The sequence below is a fragment of the Streptomyces sp. CA-288835 genome, from assembly GCF_050936385.1.
Taxonomy (GTDB): Bacteria; Actinomycetota; Actinomycetes; order Streptomycetales; family Streptomycetaceae; genus Streptomyces.
The window spans coordinates 8923613-8943312 of record NZ_JBNJMW010000001.1 but is presented as its reverse complement, the minus strand read 5'-3'; the positions used below and the strand labels follow the sequence as shown (position 1 = coordinate 8943312).

The following is a 19700-nucleotide window of genomic DNA, read 5'->3' as shown; positions in this document are numbered from 1 at the left end:
CAAAGAAATTGGAAAAGGCCCGCCTCCATAGGCGCTTCCCGAGGCGCTTCCCAGGGATCGGCGCAGGTCACCATCACTTGGCGGTACGGCCCTCTGGGGCAGGGTCTGGAAGGCCTCGCGTCTCCGGGCCCGGACCGGGCAGTTGTCCGGTCCGGGCCCGGAGACGCGGGCACGAGCGGCTTACTTCAGCGCTCCTGCCATGACGCCGCTGACGAACTGCCGCTGGAAGGCGAAGAAGACCACCAGCGGGATGATCATGGAGAGGAAGGCCCCGGAGGACAGGACGTCGATATTGGTGCCGAACTGGCGGGTCTGCTGTTGCAGGGCCACGGTGAGCGGAGCCGAATCCGCGTCGGCGAAGATGAGCGCGACGAGCATGTCGTTCCAGACCCACAGGAACTGGAAGATGCCGAGCGAGGCTATCGCCGGCCCGCCGAGCGGAACCACCACCCGGACGAAGAGCCACAACTCGCCCGCCCCGTCGAGACGGGCGGCCTCCAGCAGTTCGCGCGGGATGCCCGCGAAGAAGTTCCGAAGCAGGAAGATCGCGAACGGCAGGCCGAAAGCGACGTGGAAGAGGACGACGCCGACGATACTGCCGAAGATTCCGAGATCCCCGAACAGGCTGGTGATGGGCACCAGCGCAACCTGCAGGGGGACCACGAGCAGGCCGACGATGAGCAGAAAAACCCAGTCCCGGCCTGGGAATTCGACCCAGGCGAAGACGTACCCGGCGAGTGAGCCGACAACCACCACCAGCAGCGTGGCGGGGACAGTGATCAGCAGACTGTTCAGGAACGAATGCGTGATCGTCGGGTCGTCCATCAGGCTGGTGTAGTTGTGCAGGGTCAGCTGCGCGGGCTTGGTGAGCACGGTCCACCAGCCGGACGACCCGATGTCCAGTGGCCCGCGCAGCGAGGAGAGCAGCAGGCCGACGGTGGGCAGCAGCCAGAACATGGCCACCACCAGCAGGACCAGACGTGTGGATCCGCCGACGAGCCGACGCGCCGCGCGGGCGGCAGCTCCCGGACCCGGGCGGCCGGAGGCAGCGGGGACGGTGGCGTCGGTCTGGCCGGCCTGGGCGGTCTGAAGGGTTGTCATCGTGACCTCTCCTTTCGGAACCGCTTGATGTTGAGGAACATGGCCGGAGCCACCAGGGCGAGCAGGAGCACGGCGAGCGCGCTGCCCGTGCCCTGGTCGTTGCCGCCGCCGAAGGAGGACAGATAGAGCTGCAGGGCCAGTACGTTGGCGTCCTGCTGGCTGGCGCCGGGCGCGATGACGTACACCAAGTCGAAGATCTTCAGCACATTGATCACCAGCGTGACCAGGACGACGCCCAGCACCGGCGCCAGGAGCGGCACCGTGATGCGGCGGAAGACCTGCCACTCCCGCGCGCCGTCGACACGTGCGGCCTCCAGCAACTCCCGGGGAATCCCGGCCAACCCGGCGGCGATGAGGACCATCGCGAAGCCCGTCCACATCCAGACGTAGGCACCGATGATCGACCAGGTGACCAGGGTCGGGCCGAGCCAGTTGACACCCGCGTACTGCTCGGTGAAGTTCGTGGTGGGCAGGCGCAGTTGAACCGGTGAGGCGTCGAGCCGGGTCGCGGGCAGGGCGAAGGTGCCGTCCTTGGAGGCGGTCGCCGTGGCGATGACGTCCCCGTCACGCACGGCCTCGACCCGGACGCCGGACAGTGCCTTCTCCCCCTTGTCGATCTTTCCGGGGGTGCCGCCGCCCGGCTGGAAGTCCAGCCAGACCGTGCCGCACAACGCACCTTGCGGGCAGGAACTCGGCGGAGCGGCCTGCGTCGCGCCGGTCAGCGTGCTGGGCTGCACACCGACCAGTGGCAGTGTGGCCGGACCGCCATCGGCGCTGACGGGCCTGCTCGTGTAGGGGCCGCCGACCGGCCCGGCCAGGGTGCCGCTGCCGGGGCCCGCCACCCGGGGGTGGGCCCCGGGGTACGCCGATGCCTTGAAGAAGGTGTCGTGGACGCCGGTCGCCACTGCGTTGGCCACGCCCTTGCCGGGGTCCTGGTCGTAGACCAGCCGGAAGATGATGCCGGCGGCCAGCATGGAGATGGCCATCGGCATGAAGACGACCAGCTTGAATGCCGTGCCCCAGCGGATCCGATCGGTGAGCACGGCGAAGATCAGGCCCAGTCCGGTGGCCGCGACGGGTGCGACCACGACCCAGATCGCATTGTTCTTGATGGCGGTGAGGGTCTGGTGGTCGGTGAAGACGTCGGTGTAGTTGGAGAGCCCGACGAAGTGCGCGAATCCGTCGGGACCGAAGAGACTGCGTACCACCGACCACACGATCGGATACACCACGAGTGCGCCGAGAAGGACCAGCGCGGGCAGCAGGAAGAAGACCGCGATCCAGCTACGGCCTCGGAACGTCCTCCTCCTGCGGCGGGCGGGTGCCCCCGCCGCCGCGGGGGCGGCGGGGGACGGAGGGGAAAGGGTCTGTGACATGGCGGCTGCCTCAGCCGGCCTTGGCGAACGCCTTCGCGGCGTCCGCTTCGAGCTGCTTCTGCGCGCCCGCGACGTCGGAGGGCTTGGCGAGGAAGTCCTGCAGGTCCTTCCACTCCCCCTGCCCCTTGGTTCCGCCGAACGCGGCCGGCGCCTGATCGGACATGTCGAACCGGATGTTGTCGCCGGCCTTGATCAGGTTCTTCGCGATGCCCCGCACGGTGTCGTCGCGGTAGTTGGAGAAGGCGACCGCCTTGTTCGGAGACAGGAAACCGCCCTGCTGTACGGCGATTTCCGCGGCCTCCGGGGAGACCAGGAAGCGCATCAGCGCCTGCGCGCCTTCGCCGTCCTTGAGCGCGACCGCGACGTCGCCGCTGCTCACCACTGGCGCCTTGCCGCCGTCCACGGACGGGAAGGGGAAGACCTTGGCGTCGGTGCCGACCTTGGCCGTGGTCTCCTGGGTGATGTTGGTCGCGATGAACTCGCCCTCGTAGACCAGCGCGGCCTTGGGCGGGTCGGAGAAGACCTGGCCGACCGAGGTGGGGAAGTCGGTCTGCAGCGTGCCGCGTGTGCCTCCGGCCATCAGATCGGGCCTGCCGAAGATCTGGCCCAGCGTGGTCAGCGCCTTGGTCACCGATGGATCTGTCCACTTGATCTGGTGCTTCGTCAACTTGTCGTACATGGCCGGGCCGGCCTGGCTGAGGTAGATGTTCTCGAACCAGTCGGTCACGAGCCAGCCCTCGGCGCCGCCTATGGAGAACGGCGGGGTGCCGGAGTCGGAGAGTGTCTGACCGTCCTTGAGTAGTTGATCCCAGGTGGTCGGGGTGGTGGTCAGTCCGGCCTGCTCCCAGATCGCCGTGTTGTACCAGAACAAGGACTTGTTGGTGACCTTGAAGAACACGCCGTACTGCTTGCTCTCGTACGTACTCAGGTCGCGCCAGGCCTTGCTGTAGTTCTGGTCCAGCTCCTTGGTCACGGCGGGCTGGAGCGGCTTGAGCCAGCCCTCCTTGGCGAACTGCTGCAGCACGCCGGGCTGGGGCAGCAGGGCGACGTCCGGCGGAGAGCCGCCCTGGATCTTGCTGCCGACGAACGTCGACACGTTGTCGCCGGTGGGCACGAAGGTGGTGCTTGCCCCCGTCAACTCGTCGAAGCGGGCCAGTACCTTGAGGAAGTTCTTCTGCTCGGCGCCTGTCCAGACGCCGGCCACCTGCAGCTTCTGCCCGTCGAGCTTGGGCAGGTCCAACGTGGAGGCGCCGCCCGCACCGGTGGTCGCGGGGGCGCTGGAGGCGTCCTTGTCCGAGGAGCCGCACCCGGCGGCCCCGATCATCAGGACGGCGACGGCCGTCAGTACTGCCGCTCTGCCATTCATTGGGTCACTCCTTTGTGAAAGACGGACGGAACGTGTTGCGACGGACAGCGGGTCAGCCCGTGAGGCCGTCGGCCACCCACCAGGCGGCAGTGCTGCCAGGGAGAGTGCCGGGCGGGCAGGGACCGCTCGCGAGCAGCGGTGTGCCGTGGACCGGGGCGGGACAGGGGACGTCGCCGAAGTTGACGGCGCACACCAGACCGTCACCGCGGACGAAGGCCAGGACCTGCGGCGGAGACTCCAGCCAGCGCAGCGTCCCGTTGCCGAGCGACGGCAGGCTCCGGCGCAACCGCAGCGCGTCGCGGTACAGATGCCAGAAGGAATCGGGATCGGCCATGCCCCGCTCGGTGGTGTGCTCCGCGAACCACTCGGGCTGCGGCAGCCACGGCTTGGCGACGCCTTCGCCCGAGGTGAACCCGAACGGGGACATGTGCCCCGACCACGGCAGCGGTACGCGGCAGCCGTCCCGGATGCCCACGCGGCTGCCGCTGCGATGGAAGATCGGGTCGGTGAGCACCTCGTCCGGCAGGTCGACGACCTCCGGCAGGCCCAGCTCCTCGCCCTGGTAGATGTAGGCGGCGCCGGGCAAGGAGAGCATCAGCAGCGCGGCGGCGCGAGCGCGCGCGGAGGCCGCGTACCGGGTGACGGTGCGGACCTGATCGTGATTGTTGAGCACCCAGGTGATGGTCGACCCGGTGTCGGCTATGTCCCGCAGCGCGTCCTGGATGACCCGGCGGAAGGTGGCGGCGTCCCAGGGGGCCGTCAGCATGTGGAAGAAGAACGCCTGGTGGAGCTCGTCCGGGCGGACATAGGCGGCCTGCTCGGCCGGGGTGCGCACGGACACCTCTCCGACGAGCAGCCGGTCGATGCCGTCCCGTGCGGCGTACTCCTCGCAGATGGCGCGCCAGGTGCGCCAGACACCGTGGGTCTCGGGCTGGTTCCACGCCAGGGGGTTGACCGTGTCCCGGGCGCGCGCGTCGGCTGCCGGGTCCGGGGAGTCCGGCAGTGCGGGATGCTTGAAGAGGCCGGTGGCCACGTCGATGCGGAACCCGTCGACGCCACGGTCCAGCCAGAACCGCAGTACTTGCCCGAAGTAGCCGCCGACTTCGGGGTTACGCCAGTTCAAGTCCGGCTGTTCCGGCCCGAACAGGTGCAGGTACCACTGGCCCGGCGTGCCGTCTGGCTCGGTCACGCGGGTCCAGGCGGGTCCGCCGAACATGGAGTGCCAGTTGTTGGGCGGCAGTTCGCCGCCCGCACCCCGGCCCTCCGCGAAGTGGAAGCGGGATCTGCCCGGACCGCCGTCCGGGCCTTCGGCCAGGGCCTGCAGGAACCACGGGTGGCGGCTGGAGCAGTGGTTGGGGACGATGTCGATGAGCACCTTGAACCCGAGTCGGTGCGCGTCGTCCACCAGGCGGCCGAACTCGTCCAGGTCTCCGTAGACCGGGTCCACGTCGCAGTAGTCGGCGACGTCGTAGCCGTGGTCGTACTGCGGCGAGGGGTAGAACGGGTTGAGCCATATGCCGTCGACACCGAGTCGCTTGAGGTACGGCAGGCCCGCGCGGACACCGGCGAGGTCGCCGATGCCGTCCCCGGTGCTGTCGAGGAAGCTGCGGACGTACACCTCGTAGATGACGGCGGTGCGCCACCACTGCTGTCGTGCGGTGTGCTCTGGCCGCTCGGAGGGGCGCGGTTCGTTCTGTACCGAGCCGTCGTCGACGAACGCGTCGATCATCGGGAAACCGTCCTGGGCTGGGCGTGATGGAAACCGGCCGCCGAGCGGGAAGGGCGACGGCCGGCCGACTGGGCGCCGGATCCCGCGCCGCGGAAGGCGCGTTGGGAGGGGATGGGATGCAGATGAGATGCGGATGGGGAGGCCGGTTGGCAGGTGGGGCTGACGGCTGACGGCTGACGGCTGACGGCTGACGGCTGACGGCTGACGGCTGACGGCTGACGGCTGACGGGCAAGGATTCGTTCGGCTTCGTTCGCAGGGCAAAGCAGAGTCGCCGGGTGTGAGGCCCCCGATGAGGACGGAAGCCCATTCGCCGGCGCGATGCCCGCCCGTGAGGCCGGAACGCCGTTCGCCGACGCGACACCCGCCGATGCGGAGGAAGGGCGGTCCGCCGATCGCGCCGCTCGCCGAGGGTGCTAAGGGGCCGTCAGATCACGGATAACCGAGGCAGTGCCGAAGCGACGGCGAGGGGCTGCACCGTGGCGTTCAGCGCCGCTCCCATCGCGCCGGCGTACGGGCCGAGTGCGGCGGCCAGGAACGTCACCGGTCCGATCAGTCGCCGACGGTCGCGCAGTGCCAGTTCGACGGCCGGTCGCATCACGCTGAAGGCCGGCGCCACGCCACCGCCGACGACGACCGTCGAGAGACCGAGCTGGGTCAGCACGCTGCCCAGGACCGTACCTACTGCCGTGGCGGCGGTATCGAGGATCTCCCGGGCCGTGGTGTCGCCTGACTGGGCGGCCTGGACCAGGTCTTCGGGTGTCGCGGTCCGGTCCTGGTCCGCGGTCCCGCGCGAGGCGAGGACGCGGGACCATGCGACTGACAGCGCCCGCCCGCCCGACACCGCCTCCAGGCAGCCGCGGGCTCCGCACGCACAGCGACTTCCGCCGGGCACGGCGGTCATGTGCCCGATTTCGCCGATCCTGTCGCCGGGCCCGCGCAGAACGCTGCCGCCCAGGGCGATCGCACCGCCTATCCCGGTGCCTATGGTCATGAACACCACGTCGGTGTGACCGCGCGCTGAGCCCAGAGCGAGTTCCGCCGAGGCGAAGGCGCGTGCATCGTTCATCAGCAGGACGGGCTTCGCGGTCGCGCGTTCGAGCGTGTTCGCAAGCGGGTAGCCGTGCCACTCGCCGTCGATGTTCGGAATGGTGGTGGTGGAGCGCAGGTCCGGGCTCAGATGGCCGGGCAGCGCCACGCCGATGGCCTCGGCGGTGCGCGCGCCCACGAGTTCGGCGATGGTGGCGGCGACCTGCGCGGGACCGGCGGCCGGTGTGGGCAGCGTGCCTCGCGCGACGACGACCGCGCCGGCACGGTGCACCCACTTGATGTTCGTGCCCCCGATGTCCACCCCAAGGGCGGACCCTTCGGGGCGAGGACCGCCCCTGGTCGCGACCATACGATCTCCTGATGGATCAGTATTGCCTGTATAGACTTAACGGGAAGTTAAGGCGCGCAAATCGTCCAGTCAATCAGTTGAGACGTAAAGAATCAGAAACCTTGACTGATTTGAGTCGCCACGATCGACCTTGAGTTGGTCAGCGGCTCACGCACAACCTGTCTAGCCTTTTATGCAGAGACGGTCAGTCGGGTCCGATCAGGGCGCCGTCGGCTGCGAGTTGCTCACGCAGTTCGACGATGTTCGCGTCGCGGGGCCGGCATCCGGCGGAGACCGCCAGGGCCGCCGCGGTCCCGGCGGCCTGCCCCATCGCCATGCACTGTCCGATGGAGCGGACGGAGGCGTGGGCGTCGTGGGTGGCAGACAGGCACCGGCCTGCGACGAGCAGACCGTCAACGCCACGGGGAAGCAGGCATCGGTAGGGCACACCGTAAGTGCGGCCGGTGGGCGTCTGGTCACCGGAGCCGACGTACTGCCAGATCGTCCGCTGTCCGGCGGCATGGTCCTCGATCGGAGCGCCACAGCGCGCGATGGCGTCATCGAACTGACGGGCACTCAGGACGTCCTCCTTGCCCAGGACGTACTCGCCGATCAGACGGCGGCTCTCCCGCACGCCGATCCGCGGCGCAGAGGCGATGAGGAAAGCCCGTTCATATCCCGGCACTTGCTCGACGAGGAACCGCGTGTACTCGACGACCTGGCGGCGCCCCTCCTGCTCGGCTGCCGAAAGCTGCCAGGGGTCGGTCGGGTCGATGCCGCTCACGCGAGTCACGTTGGTGTGGACGACCCCGGGTTCGGTGGTCCGGTGGACAGAACCTTCGCGCCGGGGCAGCTCGTACGCTCCCGAGTCGGCGTGCAGAGCCATCAGGCGGTGCAGCTCCGCCGTCGACGTCGCCTCGGCGTCGACTCCGGCGAGCCGGAAGGTCTGGGTGAGCGGTTGCACGACACGGTCCTCGGCGGGTCGCTCCAGCGCAGCCCCCGCGCGCCAGGCGATGTCGGCATCACCACTGGCGTCGACGACGACCCCGGCCCGTACGAATCCGGGGCCGGCGACCGTCTCGACGACCACCCCGACAACGTCCTGACCCTCCATCACCACCCGTGACGCACGCGCATGGAACAGGACCCGCACATCGGCCCTGCCGGTGAGTTCGTCCCAGACCAGCTTGAGTGTCTCGGGGTCGTAGGTGATGCCGGTGCCCGCGCCGTAGGTGTTGGGGCGTTCGAAGGCCGCCTTGCGATCGGTGAGCTCCTGGCACACTTCCCAGCCCACGCCGCCGACGACGCGCTCCCCCGTGCCGGGCGCGTAGAAGCCGTAGAAGGTGTCCAGGACGCTCACCCCGGTGCCGCCCAGGTGAGCGGCACCCTCCACGAGCAGGGTGGAGGCGCCCCGTCGGGCGGCCGCGACGGCTGCCGCGGAGCCCGCCGAGCCTCCGCCGACGACCACCACATCACCGTCCCACAGCAGCGGATGGCGCTCGGCCTCCGCCTGGTTGACGCGTGTGCCGTTCACCTCAGGTGCCACCCTCCGTCTACGGGGACGACCGCGCCGGTCGTGCGGCAGGAAGAGTCCGACAGCAGCCACATGACGGTGTCGGCGATCTCTTCGGGGCTGCAGGCCCGCGCCCCGAGCGGCATCAGCCGCGGCAATCGGTCCTGGATCGCGGGATCGGTCATGGCACGGGCGGCCATCGGGGTGTCCACCAGGCCGGCCGCGACGATGTTGACGCGCACCCCCTTGGGGGCACCGGTGAACGCGGCCGAGCGCACCAGGGGAACCAGGGCGCCCTTCGCGCTGGCGTAGGCCGCGGTGAGGAAGTCCTGGTCGAGCGTGCTCGCCAGGGCGGAGCCGATCACGACGATCGACCCGCCCGAGCCGGACAGCCGCCGTATGCCGGCACGCAACAGGTAGAACACCGAGTCGAGATCGACCCGGTGCACTTCACGCCATGCCTCGTCGCCGCACTCGTCCACCGGCCCGTCGCCGAGACGCCGGCCGGACATGCCCACCGCGTGCACGATGCCGTCCAGACCGTCCAGGGCCTCGGCAGCTCGCGCCACGGCCGCATCGGCACCCGCGGATACGGTGATGTCGTGCGTGTCGCGGTCGGCCTCGAAGACTTCGGCACCGGCGGCGCGCGCCGCGTTGACGCACGCGGCACCGATCCCGCCCTGAGCGCCGGCCACCAGCAGCCGCTTCACGGCGCGCCGTCCGCGGTGCGCAGAGCGGCGGCGGAGCGGCGGGCGAATTCGAGATAGGCGCCCTCGAACAGCTCGTTGCTGCGGTCCGCGCCGACCAGGCGGGAACTGGTGATGACCGGCGGCATGGCGCCCCGCTCGGCCAGCAGTTCGGCGACCCGGACCTTGATCTCGTTGACCACGGCGATCGCGGTGAAGGTACTCACCGGGCCGACGGGAACGTCCAGGCCGTCGACGTGGCAGATGGCGTCGCCGACCGGCGATCCCAGGTCGATCACCACATCGGCGTGGTCGGCGAGCCGGGAGCCGCTCGGATGCCGTGGTTCGGCGGCGTTCGTCTCCTGCAGCGAGGTGGCCGCGATGACCGGCAGCCCTGCCTTCTTCGCGCCCATCGCCATCTCGATGGGGACGGCGTTGAGCCCGCTGACACTGAAGATGAACATGCTGTCCGAAGGACGCAGCCGGAAGTTGGCCAGGATCTGGTCGGCCAGTCCCTCGACGCGCTCGATGAACATCGCCTGCCGCTGTCCGTTGGCCCCCACCACCTGGGTGTGGAACGTCATCGAGAGCTCCACCAGCGGCTGGAAGCCGGGATAGGAGCCGTAGCGGGGAAATATCTCCTCCACCGGCATGCGCGAATGACCGGTGCCGAAGGTGTAGACGACGCCGTCGGCGGCGATCGACCTGGCGGCGATCTGAGCCGCGGCCTCGACGGCGTCGGCCTGGGACTCGGCAATCTGCTCGACGATCCCGACTGCGGTACGGATCCACGATGACACGTGCAGATACCTCTCGGTACGAGGGTGGAGACGGACGGAGACAGGGCGCTCCTGTGGAACGACCTCCGGCGACTCATAAGTCTAGACAGGTAGAACACCTCTGGACGCTAGAGCGGCGACCAGCAGAACGTCAAGCATCTGTACCGGTTGATCACTGGTTACAGCCGAGCGGCACTGGTGTGGACGCGCGCCGAGGGAACGGCCTATGCTGCGGGGGCATACCGGTATAGACAGCAGCGGCGCCTATCGCTATAGACAGCGGGGGCCAACCGGTACAGACAAAGGGAGGAAAACCGTGGCTCGGCGGCCCATGCCGCGACATGAAGCAGTGGAACGGCACATCCGCGGCCGGATCGCGGGGCTGAAGCCCGGGGATCAGATCGAGTCCGACGCGGAACTGTGCGACTTGTTCCAAGTCAGCCGGATGACCGTCCGGCAGGCGACCCAGCGTCTGGTCGCCGAGGGTGCGATCTACCGGATCTCCGGAGTCGGCACCTTCGTGGGGGAACCGCAGGTCCACCGCCAGATGGGCAAACTCCGCTCCTTCACCGAGGAGATGGCCCTGCGCGGCATGACCGTGTCGTCGACCGTCCTGGCGAGTGAACTGCGCGTGGGCAGCCAGGAGGAGACCACCGCGCTCAGACTCGCTCCTCAGTCCAACGTCGTTCATGTACGGCGGCTGCGGTTGGCCGACGACCAGCCGATGGCGATCGAGAACGTCGTGCTGCCACCGTCCTGTGCCTGGCTGTTGCGCGAGGACCTGGCCCATGGCTCGCTGCACCAGGCCCTCACCGAGCAGGGTTTCGCCCCCTCCCGGGCAACCGGAACGCAGATAGCGGCCATCGCCACCGAGGACGACGCCGCCCTGCTGGAACTGCCCGTCGGGGCGGCCATCTTCGTCGAGCGCCGACTGATCACGACCGGCGACGGCACACCCGTCGAACTCACCGAATCCCGCTATGCGGGTTCCCGTTTCGTGTTCCACATCGAACTGGCCTAGGCGCTTCCGACCTGGCCTGGCCGGTCGGTCCCGGCCACCGGTCATGACCGCCGGTACCAGTACCACGGCTGCAACTGTCGGTCGTGGCGCCCGGCTCCCCCTGCCCGAGCCAGGGTGGGCCCCCGACACCCGGTCGGAGGGTCGGCATCGTGAAGGAGAACAGCATGCCTGTCGTCGAGACAGTCCTGGGCCCTGTCGCCGCTGACGAACTCGGCGCGGTGGATGCCCACGAGCACGTCTTCCTGCGTACCCCGGTCAACCCGGGTGACGAGTTCCTCGACACCGGCAAAGCGGCGGCCGAACTCCTGCGCGTGGCGGCGAGCGGCATCCGTACCGTCGTCGACCTGACCCCGGTCGGCCTCGGACGCCGCCCCGTCCAGCTCGCCGAGGTCTCCCGCACAAGCGCCGTCCATGTCGTGGCCGCGACCGGCTTCCACCGAAGCGCGCACTACCCGGCCGCTCACTGGGCCCGCCACGCCGACGACGCCATGCTTCTCGACGTACTCCTGGACGACCTCCGGACCGGCATGGACAGCCACGACTGGGACTTTCCGCGCCCCGTCCCCAGCCCTCACAAGGCGGGCGTCATCAAGCTCGGGGCTTCGTACCACCGGATCGACCGCCACGAGGAACGCTGGTTCGCCGCGGGAGCTGCGGCGGCCCGGCAGACAGGCGTGGCCGTGGCGGTCCACACCGAGGTCGGGACCGCCGCGCACGCCGCCCTGGACCTCCTGGACAAGCACGGCCTGCCGGCCGGGCGGGTTCTGCTCGCCCACACCGACCGCAACCCCGATCCGGAACTCCATCTCGACCTGATCGCCCGCGGCGCCCACCTCGTCTACGACACGATCGGGCGGATCAAGTACCGGCCGGACTCCGTCGTCCTCGACCTGATCGAGCGCATGGCCGAGGCCGGCAAGCTGGGTCACGTCTGCCTGGGGACCGACGTCGGACGCAAGTCCTCGCTCACCGCGTACGGCGGCGGGCCGGGAATGGACGTACTCGGCCGGGAGTTCGTCCCGCGGCTGCGCCGGCGCCTGGGCGACGAGGCGGTCGAGACCGTTTTGAGGTACGCCCCTCAGGCACTCCTGGGCAAAGAGACACCCGCCGTGTGAGGGCAGCACCGAGCCGCAGCCGCGCCGCCGGCCCCGCCCCAGGTGGGGCGGGCTTCTCACAGGTGTAAACAGGTGTACGTCAGGGTGCCGGCAGGTCAACCAGTTCGGCCAGCGCCTCGCGATGGCGGCCGGCCGTTCCGTACGCGATCGAGTCGGCCTTGGCCCGCTTCAGGTAGAGGTGCACGGGGTGCTCCCACGTCATGCCGATCCCGCCGTGCAACTGCACTGCCTCCTCGGCGGCGTGGACCGCGACGGGTGCCGCGTACGCCTGGGCGAGCGCGACCGCCAGATCCGCGTCCGTGCTCCCGGTGGCCAGCGCGTCGGCGGCGTTGCGCACCGCGGCACGCGTGTTGACGACCTCCAGCCACAGCTGGGCGAGCCGGTGCTTGAGCGCCTGGAAGCCGCCGACGGGCCGGTTGAACTGCTTACGGTCCTTCAGATAGCGGACCGTCTCGGTCAAGCACCAGTCGGCGAGGCCCAGTTGCTCGGAGGCGAGCAGTCCGGCTCCGGCCCGCAGACCGCGTCGTACGGCGGGCTCGGCATCCCCCAGCAGCCGGCCGGGCGCGCCGTCCAGTACCACCGTCGCCACCGGCCGAGTCAGGTCCAGGGACACCTGAGGGCTGATGGTCACGGCGTCGGCCTCCACCGCGTACAGGCCGCCGTCGTCCGCGGGCACCAGCAGTACGTCGGCGACGGCCGCGTCCGCGATGCCGGTCAACTCCCCGTGCAGGGCGCCGTTCTCATGTCGTACGAGCCGGTAGGCGGCGCCGGGAGCGACGTTCAGCGCGACGGCGAGGGCGCCGATCCTCCGCCCGGACGCCAGCTCGCCGAGGAGGTCATCGGCGGTGGGGGTCCCCCCGCTCGAGCGAAGCCGAGAGTGGGGGAAAGCGAGCAGGGCCTCCGTGGCGACGACGGCGCTCGTCAGATAGGGCGCGGGAGCGACCGCGCGGCCCAACTCCTCGAGCACCACGGCGACTTCGCGGTGCGTGGCGCCCTGGCCGCCCAGAGCCTCCGGGACGAGCAGGCCCGCAAGGCCCATGCCGTCGGCGAGGGCCTTCCACAGCTCGGGGTCGTAGGGTGTGCCGGACTCCGCGCGAGCGAGCACGTCCGCCGGGTCGCAGTGGTCGGCAAGGAGGTCGCGTACGGCCGCGCGCAGCGCCTCTTCCTCCTCCGAGTACAGCAGATCCGTCATCGGGCGAGGTCCTTCCAGGCGACGTCCTTGTCGGTGCGCGGCTCGGCGGGCAGGCCCAGGACGCGCTCGGCGACGATGTTCAGCAGGACCTCGTTGGTCCCGCCCTCGATGCTGTTGCCCTTGGAGCGGAGGTAGCGGTAGCCGGCGTCGCGCCCGGTGAAGTCGACGAGTTCGGGCCGCCGCATCGTCCAGTCGTCGTACAACAGGCCCTCCTCGCCGAGGAGTTCGACCTCAAGGCCGCTGATCTCCTGGTTGAGGCGGGCGAACGCGAGCTTCAGTCCGGAGCCCTCGGGGCCGGGCTGGCCCGCGACGAGCTGCTGGCGCAGCCGTTCGCCGGTAAGACGGGCGACCTCGGCCTCCACCCACAGGGTGAGGAGCCGCTGGTGAAGGTCGTGGGTGCGCAGCTCCGGGCGCTCACGCCAGGTCTTCGAGATGGGGCCGATCATGCCGCCCTCGCGCGGGATGCGCATACCGCCGATGGACACGCGCTCGTTCATCAGCGTCGTCTGCGCCACCCGCCAGCCGTCGCCGATCTCCCCCAGCCGGTGGCTATCGGGGATGCGCACATCGGTGAGGAACACCTCGTTGAACTCGGCTTCGCCGGTGATCTGGCGCAGCGGCCGTACCTCGACGCCTGGGTCGGTCATGTCGCAGATGAAGTACGTGATCCCGCGGTGCTTGGGCACGTCCGGGTCGGTACGGGCGATGAGGATGGCCCAACGGGCGACATGGGCGCTGGACGTCCACACCTTCTGCCCGTTGACGACCCAGCTGTCGCCTTCCCGTACGGCCCGCGTGCCGAGCGCGGCGAGGTCGGACCCGGCGCCCGGCTCACTGAACAACTGGCACCAGACCTCCTCGCCCACCCAAAGAGGCCTGAGGAAACGGCGCTTCTGCTCCTCCGTACCGAAGCCGAGAATCGTCGGCGCCGCCATGCCGAGGCCGATACCGATGCGCCGCGGTTCGTTGTCGGGAGCGCCCGCGGCCTCCAACTCGGCGTCCACGACGGCTTGGAGGGAGCGCGGACCGCCGAGTCCGCCGAGGCCTTCCGGGTAGTGCACCCAGGCGAGTCCGGCGTCGAAGCGGGCCTTGAGGAAGTCGAGGCGTTCGGTGGTGGCGGGAGGGTGAGCGGCCAGCAGTTCCTGCGTACGATCCCGCAGTTCGGTGGCGTCAGTCATGCCGCTCCTCCTTCAGCGAGACCAGGAATGACGGCAACGCGACCGGTGGTGACCCCATCGGCGACCCGCTGCACAGCGGCAGCCGCACCGCCCATCGCCACGCGCTCGCTGACCAGCGGCTTGATCGCGCCGCGGGCGGCCAGTTCGGTGAGCTGCTCGTGGCAGCGCTGGACGAGCTTCGGGTTCTTGGTGTTGTAGAGGCCCCAATGCAGGCCCATGATCGAGTAGTTCTTCACCAGGGCGTGGTTCAAGGCCGGACTGGGAATGGACCCGCTCGCGAAGCCGACCACCACGATCCGCCCTTCGAAGGCGACGACCTTGGCGGACTGCGCATACGCCTCGCCGCCGACCGGGTCGTAGATCACGTCAGCGCCCCGGCCGCCGGTCGCCTCCTTCACGGCGCCGATGACGTCCTCGGCGCGCCGGTCGACGACGACGTCGCACCCCAACTCCCGTGCCACGTCCGCCTTGTCGGCCCCGCCGACGACCCCGATGACCGTGGCGCCCGCGGCCTTGCCGAGCTGCACGGCCGCGCTGCCGACCCCTCCAGCGGCAGCGTGGACGAGCAGCGTCTCGCCGGCCTCCAGACCCGCCCGGCGGTGCAGACCGAACCATCCCGTCTGGTAGCCGATGTGCAGCGCCGCGGCCTCGGCGTCGTCGAGCGCCTCGGGTGCGGGCAGTACGGCCGCCGCGTCCGCGACCGCGTACTCGGCGAAGCCGCCGTACGGCAGGGCGGGATTGCCGATGACCCGCCGCCCGTCCTCAGTCTCACCGCAGATTTCCACGCCGGGCGTAAACGGCAGCGGCGGCCTGATCTGGTACTGCCCGCGGCACAGCAGAGCATCCGGGAAGTTGATGTTCGCGGCACGCACCTTGATCAGCACCTGGCCCTCGCCGGGCACCGGCCGCTCCACCTCCTCGAGCCGCATCACCTCGCCCGGCTCACCGTTCTGGTGCACTTGCCATGCCTGCATGCGGGGCCTCCACGAGACTGCTTCGTCTGACCGGGGTCGCTCTGCATACTAAGCGGTCGCTTGCCGATCAGGCTAGCGTCACGCACATCAAGACCGCTTCGGCCGTGCCCGTACATGCATCCGCTCCCCCTGCGGCCCGAACAGGCTGAGGAACTCCACCGGCCCCTCCCCCGTCGACCCGAACCAGTGCGGCACGCGTGTGTCGAACTCGGCGGCCTCCCCCGCCGTGAACACCACGTCATGCTCGCCCAGCACGAACCGCAGCCGCCCGGAGAGGACGTAAAGCCATTCATACCCCTCGTGGACACGAGGTTCCGGCTCCTCGTTCCCCTGCGGTACGAGCACCTTGAACGCCTGGAGTCCGCCGGGCTGGCGGGTGAGCGGCCAGTAGGTGCGCCCGTGCCGCTCGATCGGCTGGGACCGAACCCGCGGATCCCGCACCGGCGGAGCCCCCACCAGCTCGTCCAGAGCCACCTCATGAGCCCGGGCGATCGGCAACAACAGCTCCAGGCTGGGCTTGCGCAGGCCGGACTCCAGCCGTGACAGGGTGCTCACCGAGATACCGGTCACCTCCGACAACCCGGCGAGCGTCGCGCCCCGCTCCTTCCGGATCCGCCGCAGTCGGGGGCCGACTCCGGCCAGCACCTCGTCGGTGTCGGTGTCGGTGTCCCGCTCATTCCGATCCGTCTCGTGCTCGCTCATGAGCACATTGCAGTTTCGGCAAAGACATTTGTCAATTCGGCAGCGGTGGGGCGACCTTGTGCATGGAGGTGGTCACCATGACCGATCGTTACGAAGTGGTCGTCGTCGGAGGCGGCGCGGCCGGGCTGTCTGCCGCACTCGTACTGGGGCGCGCGCGGCGCCAGGTGCTCGTCGTCGACGCGGGCGAGCCGCGCAACGCGCCTGCCGCGCACATGCAGGGCTATCTGTCGCGGGACGGGATGTCACCCGCCGAGTTCCTCGCCGAGGGACGGCGAGAGATTCAGGCGTACGGGGTTGATCTGGTCCGGGACCGGGCGGTGGACGTCGCGCGGGACGACGCCGAGGAATTCGACGTCACGCTGGAGTCCGGGCGTTCCGTCCACGCTCGCCGGCTGGTCGTCGCCACCGGGCTCGCGGACGAGTTGCCGTCGGTGCCCGGGGTCGCGGAGCGGTTCGGGCGCGATGTGCTGCATTGTCCGTACTGCCACGGCTGGGAGGTCCGGGACCAGGCGTTCGGGGTGCTTGCGACGTCCGTCATGAGCGTGCACCAGGCGCTGATGGTCACGCAGTGGTCCAAGCACGTCACCCTGTTCCTGCACACGGTCGCCGAATCCGAACTCTCGGACGAGGATCTGCGGCACCTGGCCACGGCTGGCGTGCACGTTGTCCCCGGCGAGGTGGCGGGGCTTGTCGTCTCGGACGACCGCCTCACCGGGGTGCGTCTCGCGGACGGGGCCGTGCACGAGCGCTCCGTGCTCTTCGTCGCCCCGCGACCGGTCCCGCGCACGGGGCTCCTTGAGCGGCTGGGCGCCGAGCTCAAGGAGACGCCGTTCGGCGTGTATGCGGACGTGGACGAGTCGGGGCGCACGAGTGTGCCGGGGGTTTGGGCGGCGGGCAATGCCGTGGGGTTCTCGGAACAGGTGATCAACGCGGCTGCGTTGGGGTACCGGGCAGGGGCCATGATCAACGGGGACTTGCTGTTCGGCGACATCGCGGCTGCCTCCGCCTGAAGGGGGTTTCTTTTCCCCAGCCCCGCCCCTTCCCGAAACTGGGGGCTGCGCCCCCAGGCCCCCTGCCTCCGGCGGGGTGGGTGGGGCGCCTACGGCGGGTGAGTGCCTACCGGGGTGGGGTGACATGTTGTGTCGCGGCTGCGGGTGCGTTGTGGCTGGTCGCGCAGTTCCCCGCGCCCCTAAACAGCCTGCGACTGCCCGCACCCCTGAAGAGCAAGCGAACCGGAAAAGCCCGCACCCCGACGAAACCGGCACCCTCCCGCCGGTGAGAGGGGACGTGGGCCGGTGCGTCCTATGCCCGTCGCTTAGCTTCGGTCTGGGCACAGCTACGCCCTGTGTCAGCAAGGGGCCGTATGCCCTGTTGGCGACGGGCTGACGCACCGGACCGCGGCCCCGCACCCACCAACCACCTAGGGGCGCGGGGAACTGCGCGAGCAACCACAACGAACCGTCAGTCGACAACGAACCCAACCGCCCAACCGCCGGAGGCACCCCGCGGGGCTGGGGAAAGAAAACCCCCCGCTCCGCCGCACGCGGAGCGCGTCGCCGTAGCACCATGGCCACATGCTGTTCGCCCGGCTAGCCCGCGTATCGCAAGAGGTCGCCGCCACCTCGGCCCGGTCCCGGAAGATCGGCCTCCTGGCCGAGCTGTTCCGGGACGCGGAAGCCGAGGAGGCCCCGATCGTGATCCCGTACCTGGCGGGACGCCTCCCGCAGGGACGGATCGGCGTCGGCTGGAAGGTCCTCAGCCGCCCCGTCGCCCCGGCCGAAGAGCCCACGCTCAGCGTGCGAGACGTGGACGCCCGCCTGACCACGCTCGCCAAAGTCTCCGGCCCCGGCTCCCAGGCCGAACGCCAACGCCTGGTCGGCGAGCTGCTGGCGGCAGCCACCGCGGACGAGCAACGGTTCCTGTTCGGCCTGCTCAGCGGAGAGGTACGACAGGGCGCCCTCGACGCCGTAGCCGTAGAGGGGCTCGCCGAGGCGACCGGGGCACCCTCCGCGGACGTACGGCGCGCGGTCATGCTGGCCGGTTCGCTGCAGACCGTGGCGCAGCGCCTGCTGGCGGACGGCCCAAACGCCCTCGCCGAGTTCCGGCTCACCATCGGCCGCCCGGTCCTGCCCATGCTGGCGCACAGCGCCACATCCGTGGCGGAGGCGATCGACAAGCTCGGCGCCTGCGCCGTCGAGGAGAAACTGGACGGCATCCGCGTCCAGATCCACCGCGACGGCGACGCCATACGCCTCTACACCCGCACCCTGGACGACATCACCGACCGCCTGCCCGAACTCACTGCCGCGGCAAGGGAGTTGAAGGGCGAGCGATTCATCCTGGACGGCGAGGTCATCGCGTTCGACGAGGACGGACGGCCGAAGTCCTTCCAGGACATCGCCGGACGCGTCGGCTCCCGCACGGACGTCGACACGGCGGCCAGGGCCCTGCCCGTCGCCCCCGTCTTCTTCGACGCACTGTCCGTGGACGGTCACGACCTGCTCGACCTGCCGTTCGCCGACCGCCACGCGGAACTGGCCCGGCTGGTGCCCGAGCCGATGCGAGTGCGGCGCACGCTCGTGGCGGATCCGGCGGACGGTGAGGCGCGCGAGGCCGCGGAACGGTTCCTCGCGGAGACGCTGAAGCGCGGCCACGAGGGCGTCGTACTGAAGGGCCTCGACGCCCCCTACAGCGCGGGCCGACGCGGTGCCTCCTGGCTCAAGGTCAAACCCGTACACACGCTGGACCTGGTGGTACTGGCCGCCGAGTGGGGGCACGGGCGGCGTACCGGCAAGCTCTCCAACCTGCATCTCGGGGCGCGGAATGCGGACGGCTCGTTCGCCATGCTGGGCAAGACGTTCAAGGGCATGACGGACGCGATGCTGGCCTGGCAGACCGAGCGGCTGCGCGAGCTCGCCGTCGAGGACAACGGCCACGTGGTCACCGTACGGCCCGAGCTCGTCGTCGAGATCGCCTACGACGGCCTGCAGAAGTCCACCCGCTACCCGGCCGGCGTCACGCTCCGCTTCGCCCGCGTCGTCCGCTATCGCGAGGACAAGACCCCGGCGGAGGCCGACACCGTCGAGACGCTGCTCGCCGCACACCCGGAGGTGACCCGGTGAAAGCCTCACGCCGCAGCGCGGGCCTGCTCCTGTTCCACCACACCGGCAACGGCCTGGAGGTACTGCTCGGCCACATGGGCGGCCCGTTCTGGGAGCGACGCGACGCCGGCGCGTGGACCGTACCGAAGGGTGAGTACGAGCCCGACGAGCCGGCCTGGGACGCGGCCCGCCGGGAGTTCCGCGAGGAACTGGGCCTGGAACCGCCCGACGGCGAGGCCGTACCGCTCGGCGAGGTCCGCCAGGCGAACGGCAAGATCGTCACCGCGTGGGCGATCGAGGCCGACCTCGACCCGGCGACGGTGGTCCCGGGAACGTTCGAGATGGAGTGGCCGAGGGGCTCGGGCCAGCGCCAGAAGTTCCCCGAACTGAGCCGGGTGGAGTGGCTCGGGCTCGACCAGGCACGAGCCGTGATCGTCAAGGCGCAGGCAGAGTTCCTGGACCGCCTCGAGGAGCACGTCGGCTAGAAGGCC

17 protein-coding genes are annotated in these 19700 nt (G+C 70.0%); 5 read left to right on the top strand and 12 right to left on the bottom strand.

Features of this window, described 5'->3' with window-relative positions; all coding sequences use genetic code 11:
* Positions 1-180: 180 nt before the first annotated feature.
* From ACQEVY_RS40435 to ACQEVY_RS40400, 8 genes are all read right to left on the bottom strand, one after another.
* Positions 181-1101 (bottom strand): carbohydrate ABC transporter permease, encoded by a 921-nt coding sequence (locus ACQEVY_RS40435; protein ID WP_432954865.1) that lies wholly within the window; start codon positions 1099-1101, stop codon positions 181-183.
* Positions 1098-2477 (bottom strand): carbohydrate ABC transporter permease, encoded by a 1380-nt coding sequence (locus ACQEVY_RS40430; RefSeq protein ID WP_432954863.1) that lies wholly within the window; start codon positions 2475-2477, stop codon positions 1098-1100. Before ACQEVY_RS40430 ends, ACQEVY_RS40435 begins: the two co-directional genes overlap by 4 nt.
* Before the next feature lie 10 nt (positions 2478-2487).
* Positions 2488-3843: an ABC transporter substrate-binding protein gene (locus ACQEVY_RS40425; protein ID WP_432954861.1), complete on the bottom strand. Its 1356-nt coding sequence runs from the start codon at positions 3841-3843 to the stop codon at positions 2488-2490.
* Between the two features lie 52 nt (positions 3844-3895).
* Positions 3896-5572, bottom strand: coding sequence for a glycoside hydrolase family 13 protein (locus ACQEVY_RS40420; RefSeq protein ID WP_432954859.1), 1677 nt, complete (start codon positions 5570-5572; stop codon positions 3896-3898).
* Between the two features lie 425 nt (positions 5573-5997).
* On the bottom strand, positions 5998-6969 hold the full coding sequence (locus ACQEVY_RS40415; protein ID WP_432954858.1) for an ROK family protein: 972 nt from the start codon (positions 6967-6969) through the stop codon (positions 5998-6000).
* A gap of 184 nt (positions 6970-7153) precedes the next feature.
* Positions 7154-8482 (bottom strand): FAD-dependent oxidoreductase, encoded by a 1329-nt coding sequence (locus ACQEVY_RS40410; protein WP_432954856.1) that lies wholly within the window; start codon positions 8480-8482, stop codon positions 7154-7156.
* Positions 8479-9171 carry an SDR family NAD(P)-dependent oxidoreductase gene (locus ACQEVY_RS40405; RefSeq protein WP_432954855.1) on the bottom strand — a complete coding sequence of 231 codons (693 nt, stop codon included), beginning with the start codon at positions 9169-9171 and terminating at the stop codon, positions 8479-8481. The genes ACQEVY_RS40410 and ACQEVY_RS40405 overlap by 4 nt, the downstream gene beginning before the upstream one ends.
* The gene (locus tag ACQEVY_RS40400) at positions 9168-9947 is read right to left on the bottom strand and encodes a sugar isomerase domain-containing protein (protein WP_432954854.1); all 780 of its coding nucleotides are present in this window, start codon (positions 9945-9947) and stop codon (positions 9168-9170) included. Before ACQEVY_RS40400 ends, ACQEVY_RS40405 begins: the two co-directional genes overlap by 4 nt.
* A 295-nt stretch (positions 9948-10242) precedes the next feature.
* Between ACQEVY_RS40400 and ACQEVY_RS40395 the strand changes: the two genes are divergently transcribed.
* Both ACQEVY_RS40395 and ACQEVY_RS40390 read left to right on the top strand, forming a co-directional pair.
* Positions 10243-10947 (top strand): GntR family transcriptional regulator, encoded by a 705-nt coding sequence (locus tag ACQEVY_RS40395; protein ID WP_432954853.1) that lies wholly within the window; start codon positions 10243-10245, stop codon positions 10945-10947.
* A 164-nt stretch (positions 10948-11111) separates the two neighbouring features.
* The gene (locus ACQEVY_RS40390; RefSeq protein WP_432954852.1) at positions 11112-12062 is read left to right on the top strand and encodes a phosphotriesterase family protein; all 951 of its coding nucleotides are present in this window, start codon (positions 11112-11114) and stop codon (positions 12060-12062) included.
* A gap of 79 nt (positions 12063-12141) precedes the next feature.
* Here ACQEVY_RS40390 and ACQEVY_RS40385 read toward each other — a convergent pair whose 3' ends face one another.
* The 4 genes from ACQEVY_RS40385 to ACQEVY_RS40370 form a co-directional block, all read right to left on the bottom strand.
* On the bottom strand, positions 12142-13254 hold the full coding sequence (locus ACQEVY_RS40385; protein ID WP_432954850.1) for an acyl-CoA dehydrogenase family protein: 1113 nt from the start codon (positions 13252-13254) through the stop codon (positions 12142-12144).
* Complete coding sequence (locus ACQEVY_RS40380) at positions 13251-14432, bottom strand: acyl-CoA dehydrogenase family protein (protein WP_432954849.1); 1182 nt, start codon at positions 14430-14432, stop codon at positions 13251-13253. The genes ACQEVY_RS40385 and ACQEVY_RS40380 overlap by 4 nt, the downstream gene beginning before the upstream one ends.
* Positions 14429-15406, bottom strand: coding sequence for an NADPH:quinone oxidoreductase family protein (locus ACQEVY_RS40375; RefSeq protein ID WP_432954847.1), 978 nt, complete (start codon positions 15404-15406; stop codon positions 14429-14431). The genes ACQEVY_RS40380 and ACQEVY_RS40375 overlap by 4 nt, the downstream gene beginning before the upstream one ends.
* An 87-nt stretch (positions 15407-15493) precedes the next feature.
* Entirely contained in the window at positions 15494-16108 is a 615-nt protein-coding gene (locus ACQEVY_RS40370; protein WP_432954845.1) for a helix-turn-helix domain-containing protein, read from the bottom strand.
* Positions 16109-16185: 77 nt separating this feature from the next.
* Here ACQEVY_RS40370 and ACQEVY_RS40365 point away from each other — a divergent pair, with 77 nt between their 5' ends.
* The 3 genes from ACQEVY_RS40365 to ACQEVY_RS40355 all read left to right on the top strand — a co-directional run bounded on the left by ACQEVY_RS40365 (position 16186) and on the right by ACQEVY_RS40355 (position 19694).
* Entirely contained in the window at positions 16186-17118 is a 933-nt protein-coding gene (locus ACQEVY_RS40365) for an NAD(P)/FAD-dependent oxidoreductase (protein ID WP_432954843.1), read from the top strand.
* Positions 17119-17682: 564 nt separating this feature from the next.
* Positions 17683-19230: an ATP-dependent DNA ligase gene (locus ACQEVY_RS40360; RefSeq protein ID WP_432954841.1), complete on the top strand. Its 1548-nt coding sequence runs from the start codon at positions 17683-17685 to the stop codon at positions 19228-19230.
* A complete protein-coding gene (locus ACQEVY_RS40355; RefSeq protein ID WP_432954840.1) occupies positions 19227-19694 on the top strand; it encodes an NUDIX domain-containing protein in 468 nt (155 codons plus the stop codon). The genes ACQEVY_RS40360 and ACQEVY_RS40355 overlap by 4 nt, the downstream gene beginning before the upstream one ends.
* Positions 19695-19700 lie beyond the last annotated feature (6 nt).

Bases quoted from the DNA above. Each gene is read 5' to 3' on its own strand.
- ACQEVY_RS40360 (WP_432954841.1), top strand. From the start codon at position 17,683: ATGCTGTTCGCCCGGCTAGCCCGCGTATCGCAAGAGGTCGCCGCCACC.
- ACQEVY_RS40415 (WP_432954858.1), bottom strand. From the start codon at position 6,969: ATGGTCGCGACCAGGGGCGGTCCTCGCCCCGAAGGGTCCGCCCTTGGG.
- ACQEVY_RS40380 (WP_432954849.1), bottom strand. From the start codon at position 14,432: ATGACTGACGCCACCGAACTGCGGGATCGTACGCAGGAACTGCTGGCC.
- ACQEVY_RS40390 (WP_432954852.1), top strand. From the start codon at position 11,112: ATGCCTGTCGTCGAGACAGTCCTGGGCCCTGTCGCCGCTGACGAACTC.
- ACQEVY_RS40425 (WP_432954861.1), bottom strand. From the start codon at position 3,843: ATGAATGGCAGAGCGGCAGTACTGACGGCCGTCGCCGTCCTGATGATC.
- ACQEVY_RS40370 (WP_432954845.1), bottom strand. From the start codon at position 16,108: ATGAGCGAGCACGAGACGGATCGGAATGAGCGGGACACCGACACCGAC.
- ACQEVY_RS40385 (WP_432954850.1), bottom strand. From the start codon at position 13,254: ATGACGGATCTGCTGTACTCGGAGGAGGAAGAGGCGCTGCGCGCGGCC.
- ACQEVY_RS40435 (WP_432954865.1), bottom strand. From the start codon at position 1,101: ATGACAACCCTTCAGACCGCCCAGGCCGGCCAGACCGACGCCACCGTC.
- ACQEVY_RS40430 (WP_432954863.1), bottom strand. From the start codon at position 2,477: ATGTCACAGACCCTTTCCCCTCCGTCCCCCGCCGCCCCCGCGGCGGCG.
- ACQEVY_RS40375 (WP_432954847.1), bottom strand. From the start codon at position 15,406: ATGCAGGCATGGCAAGTGCACCAGAACGGTGAGCCGGGCGAGGTGATG.
- ACQEVY_RS40365 (WP_432954843.1), top strand. From the start codon at position 16,186: ATGACCGATCGTTACGAAGTGGTCGTCGTCGGAGGCGGCGCGGCCGGG.
- ACQEVY_RS40420 (WP_432954859.1), bottom strand. From the start codon at position 5,572: ATGATCGACGCGTTCGTCGACGACGGCTCGGTACAGAACGAACCGCGC.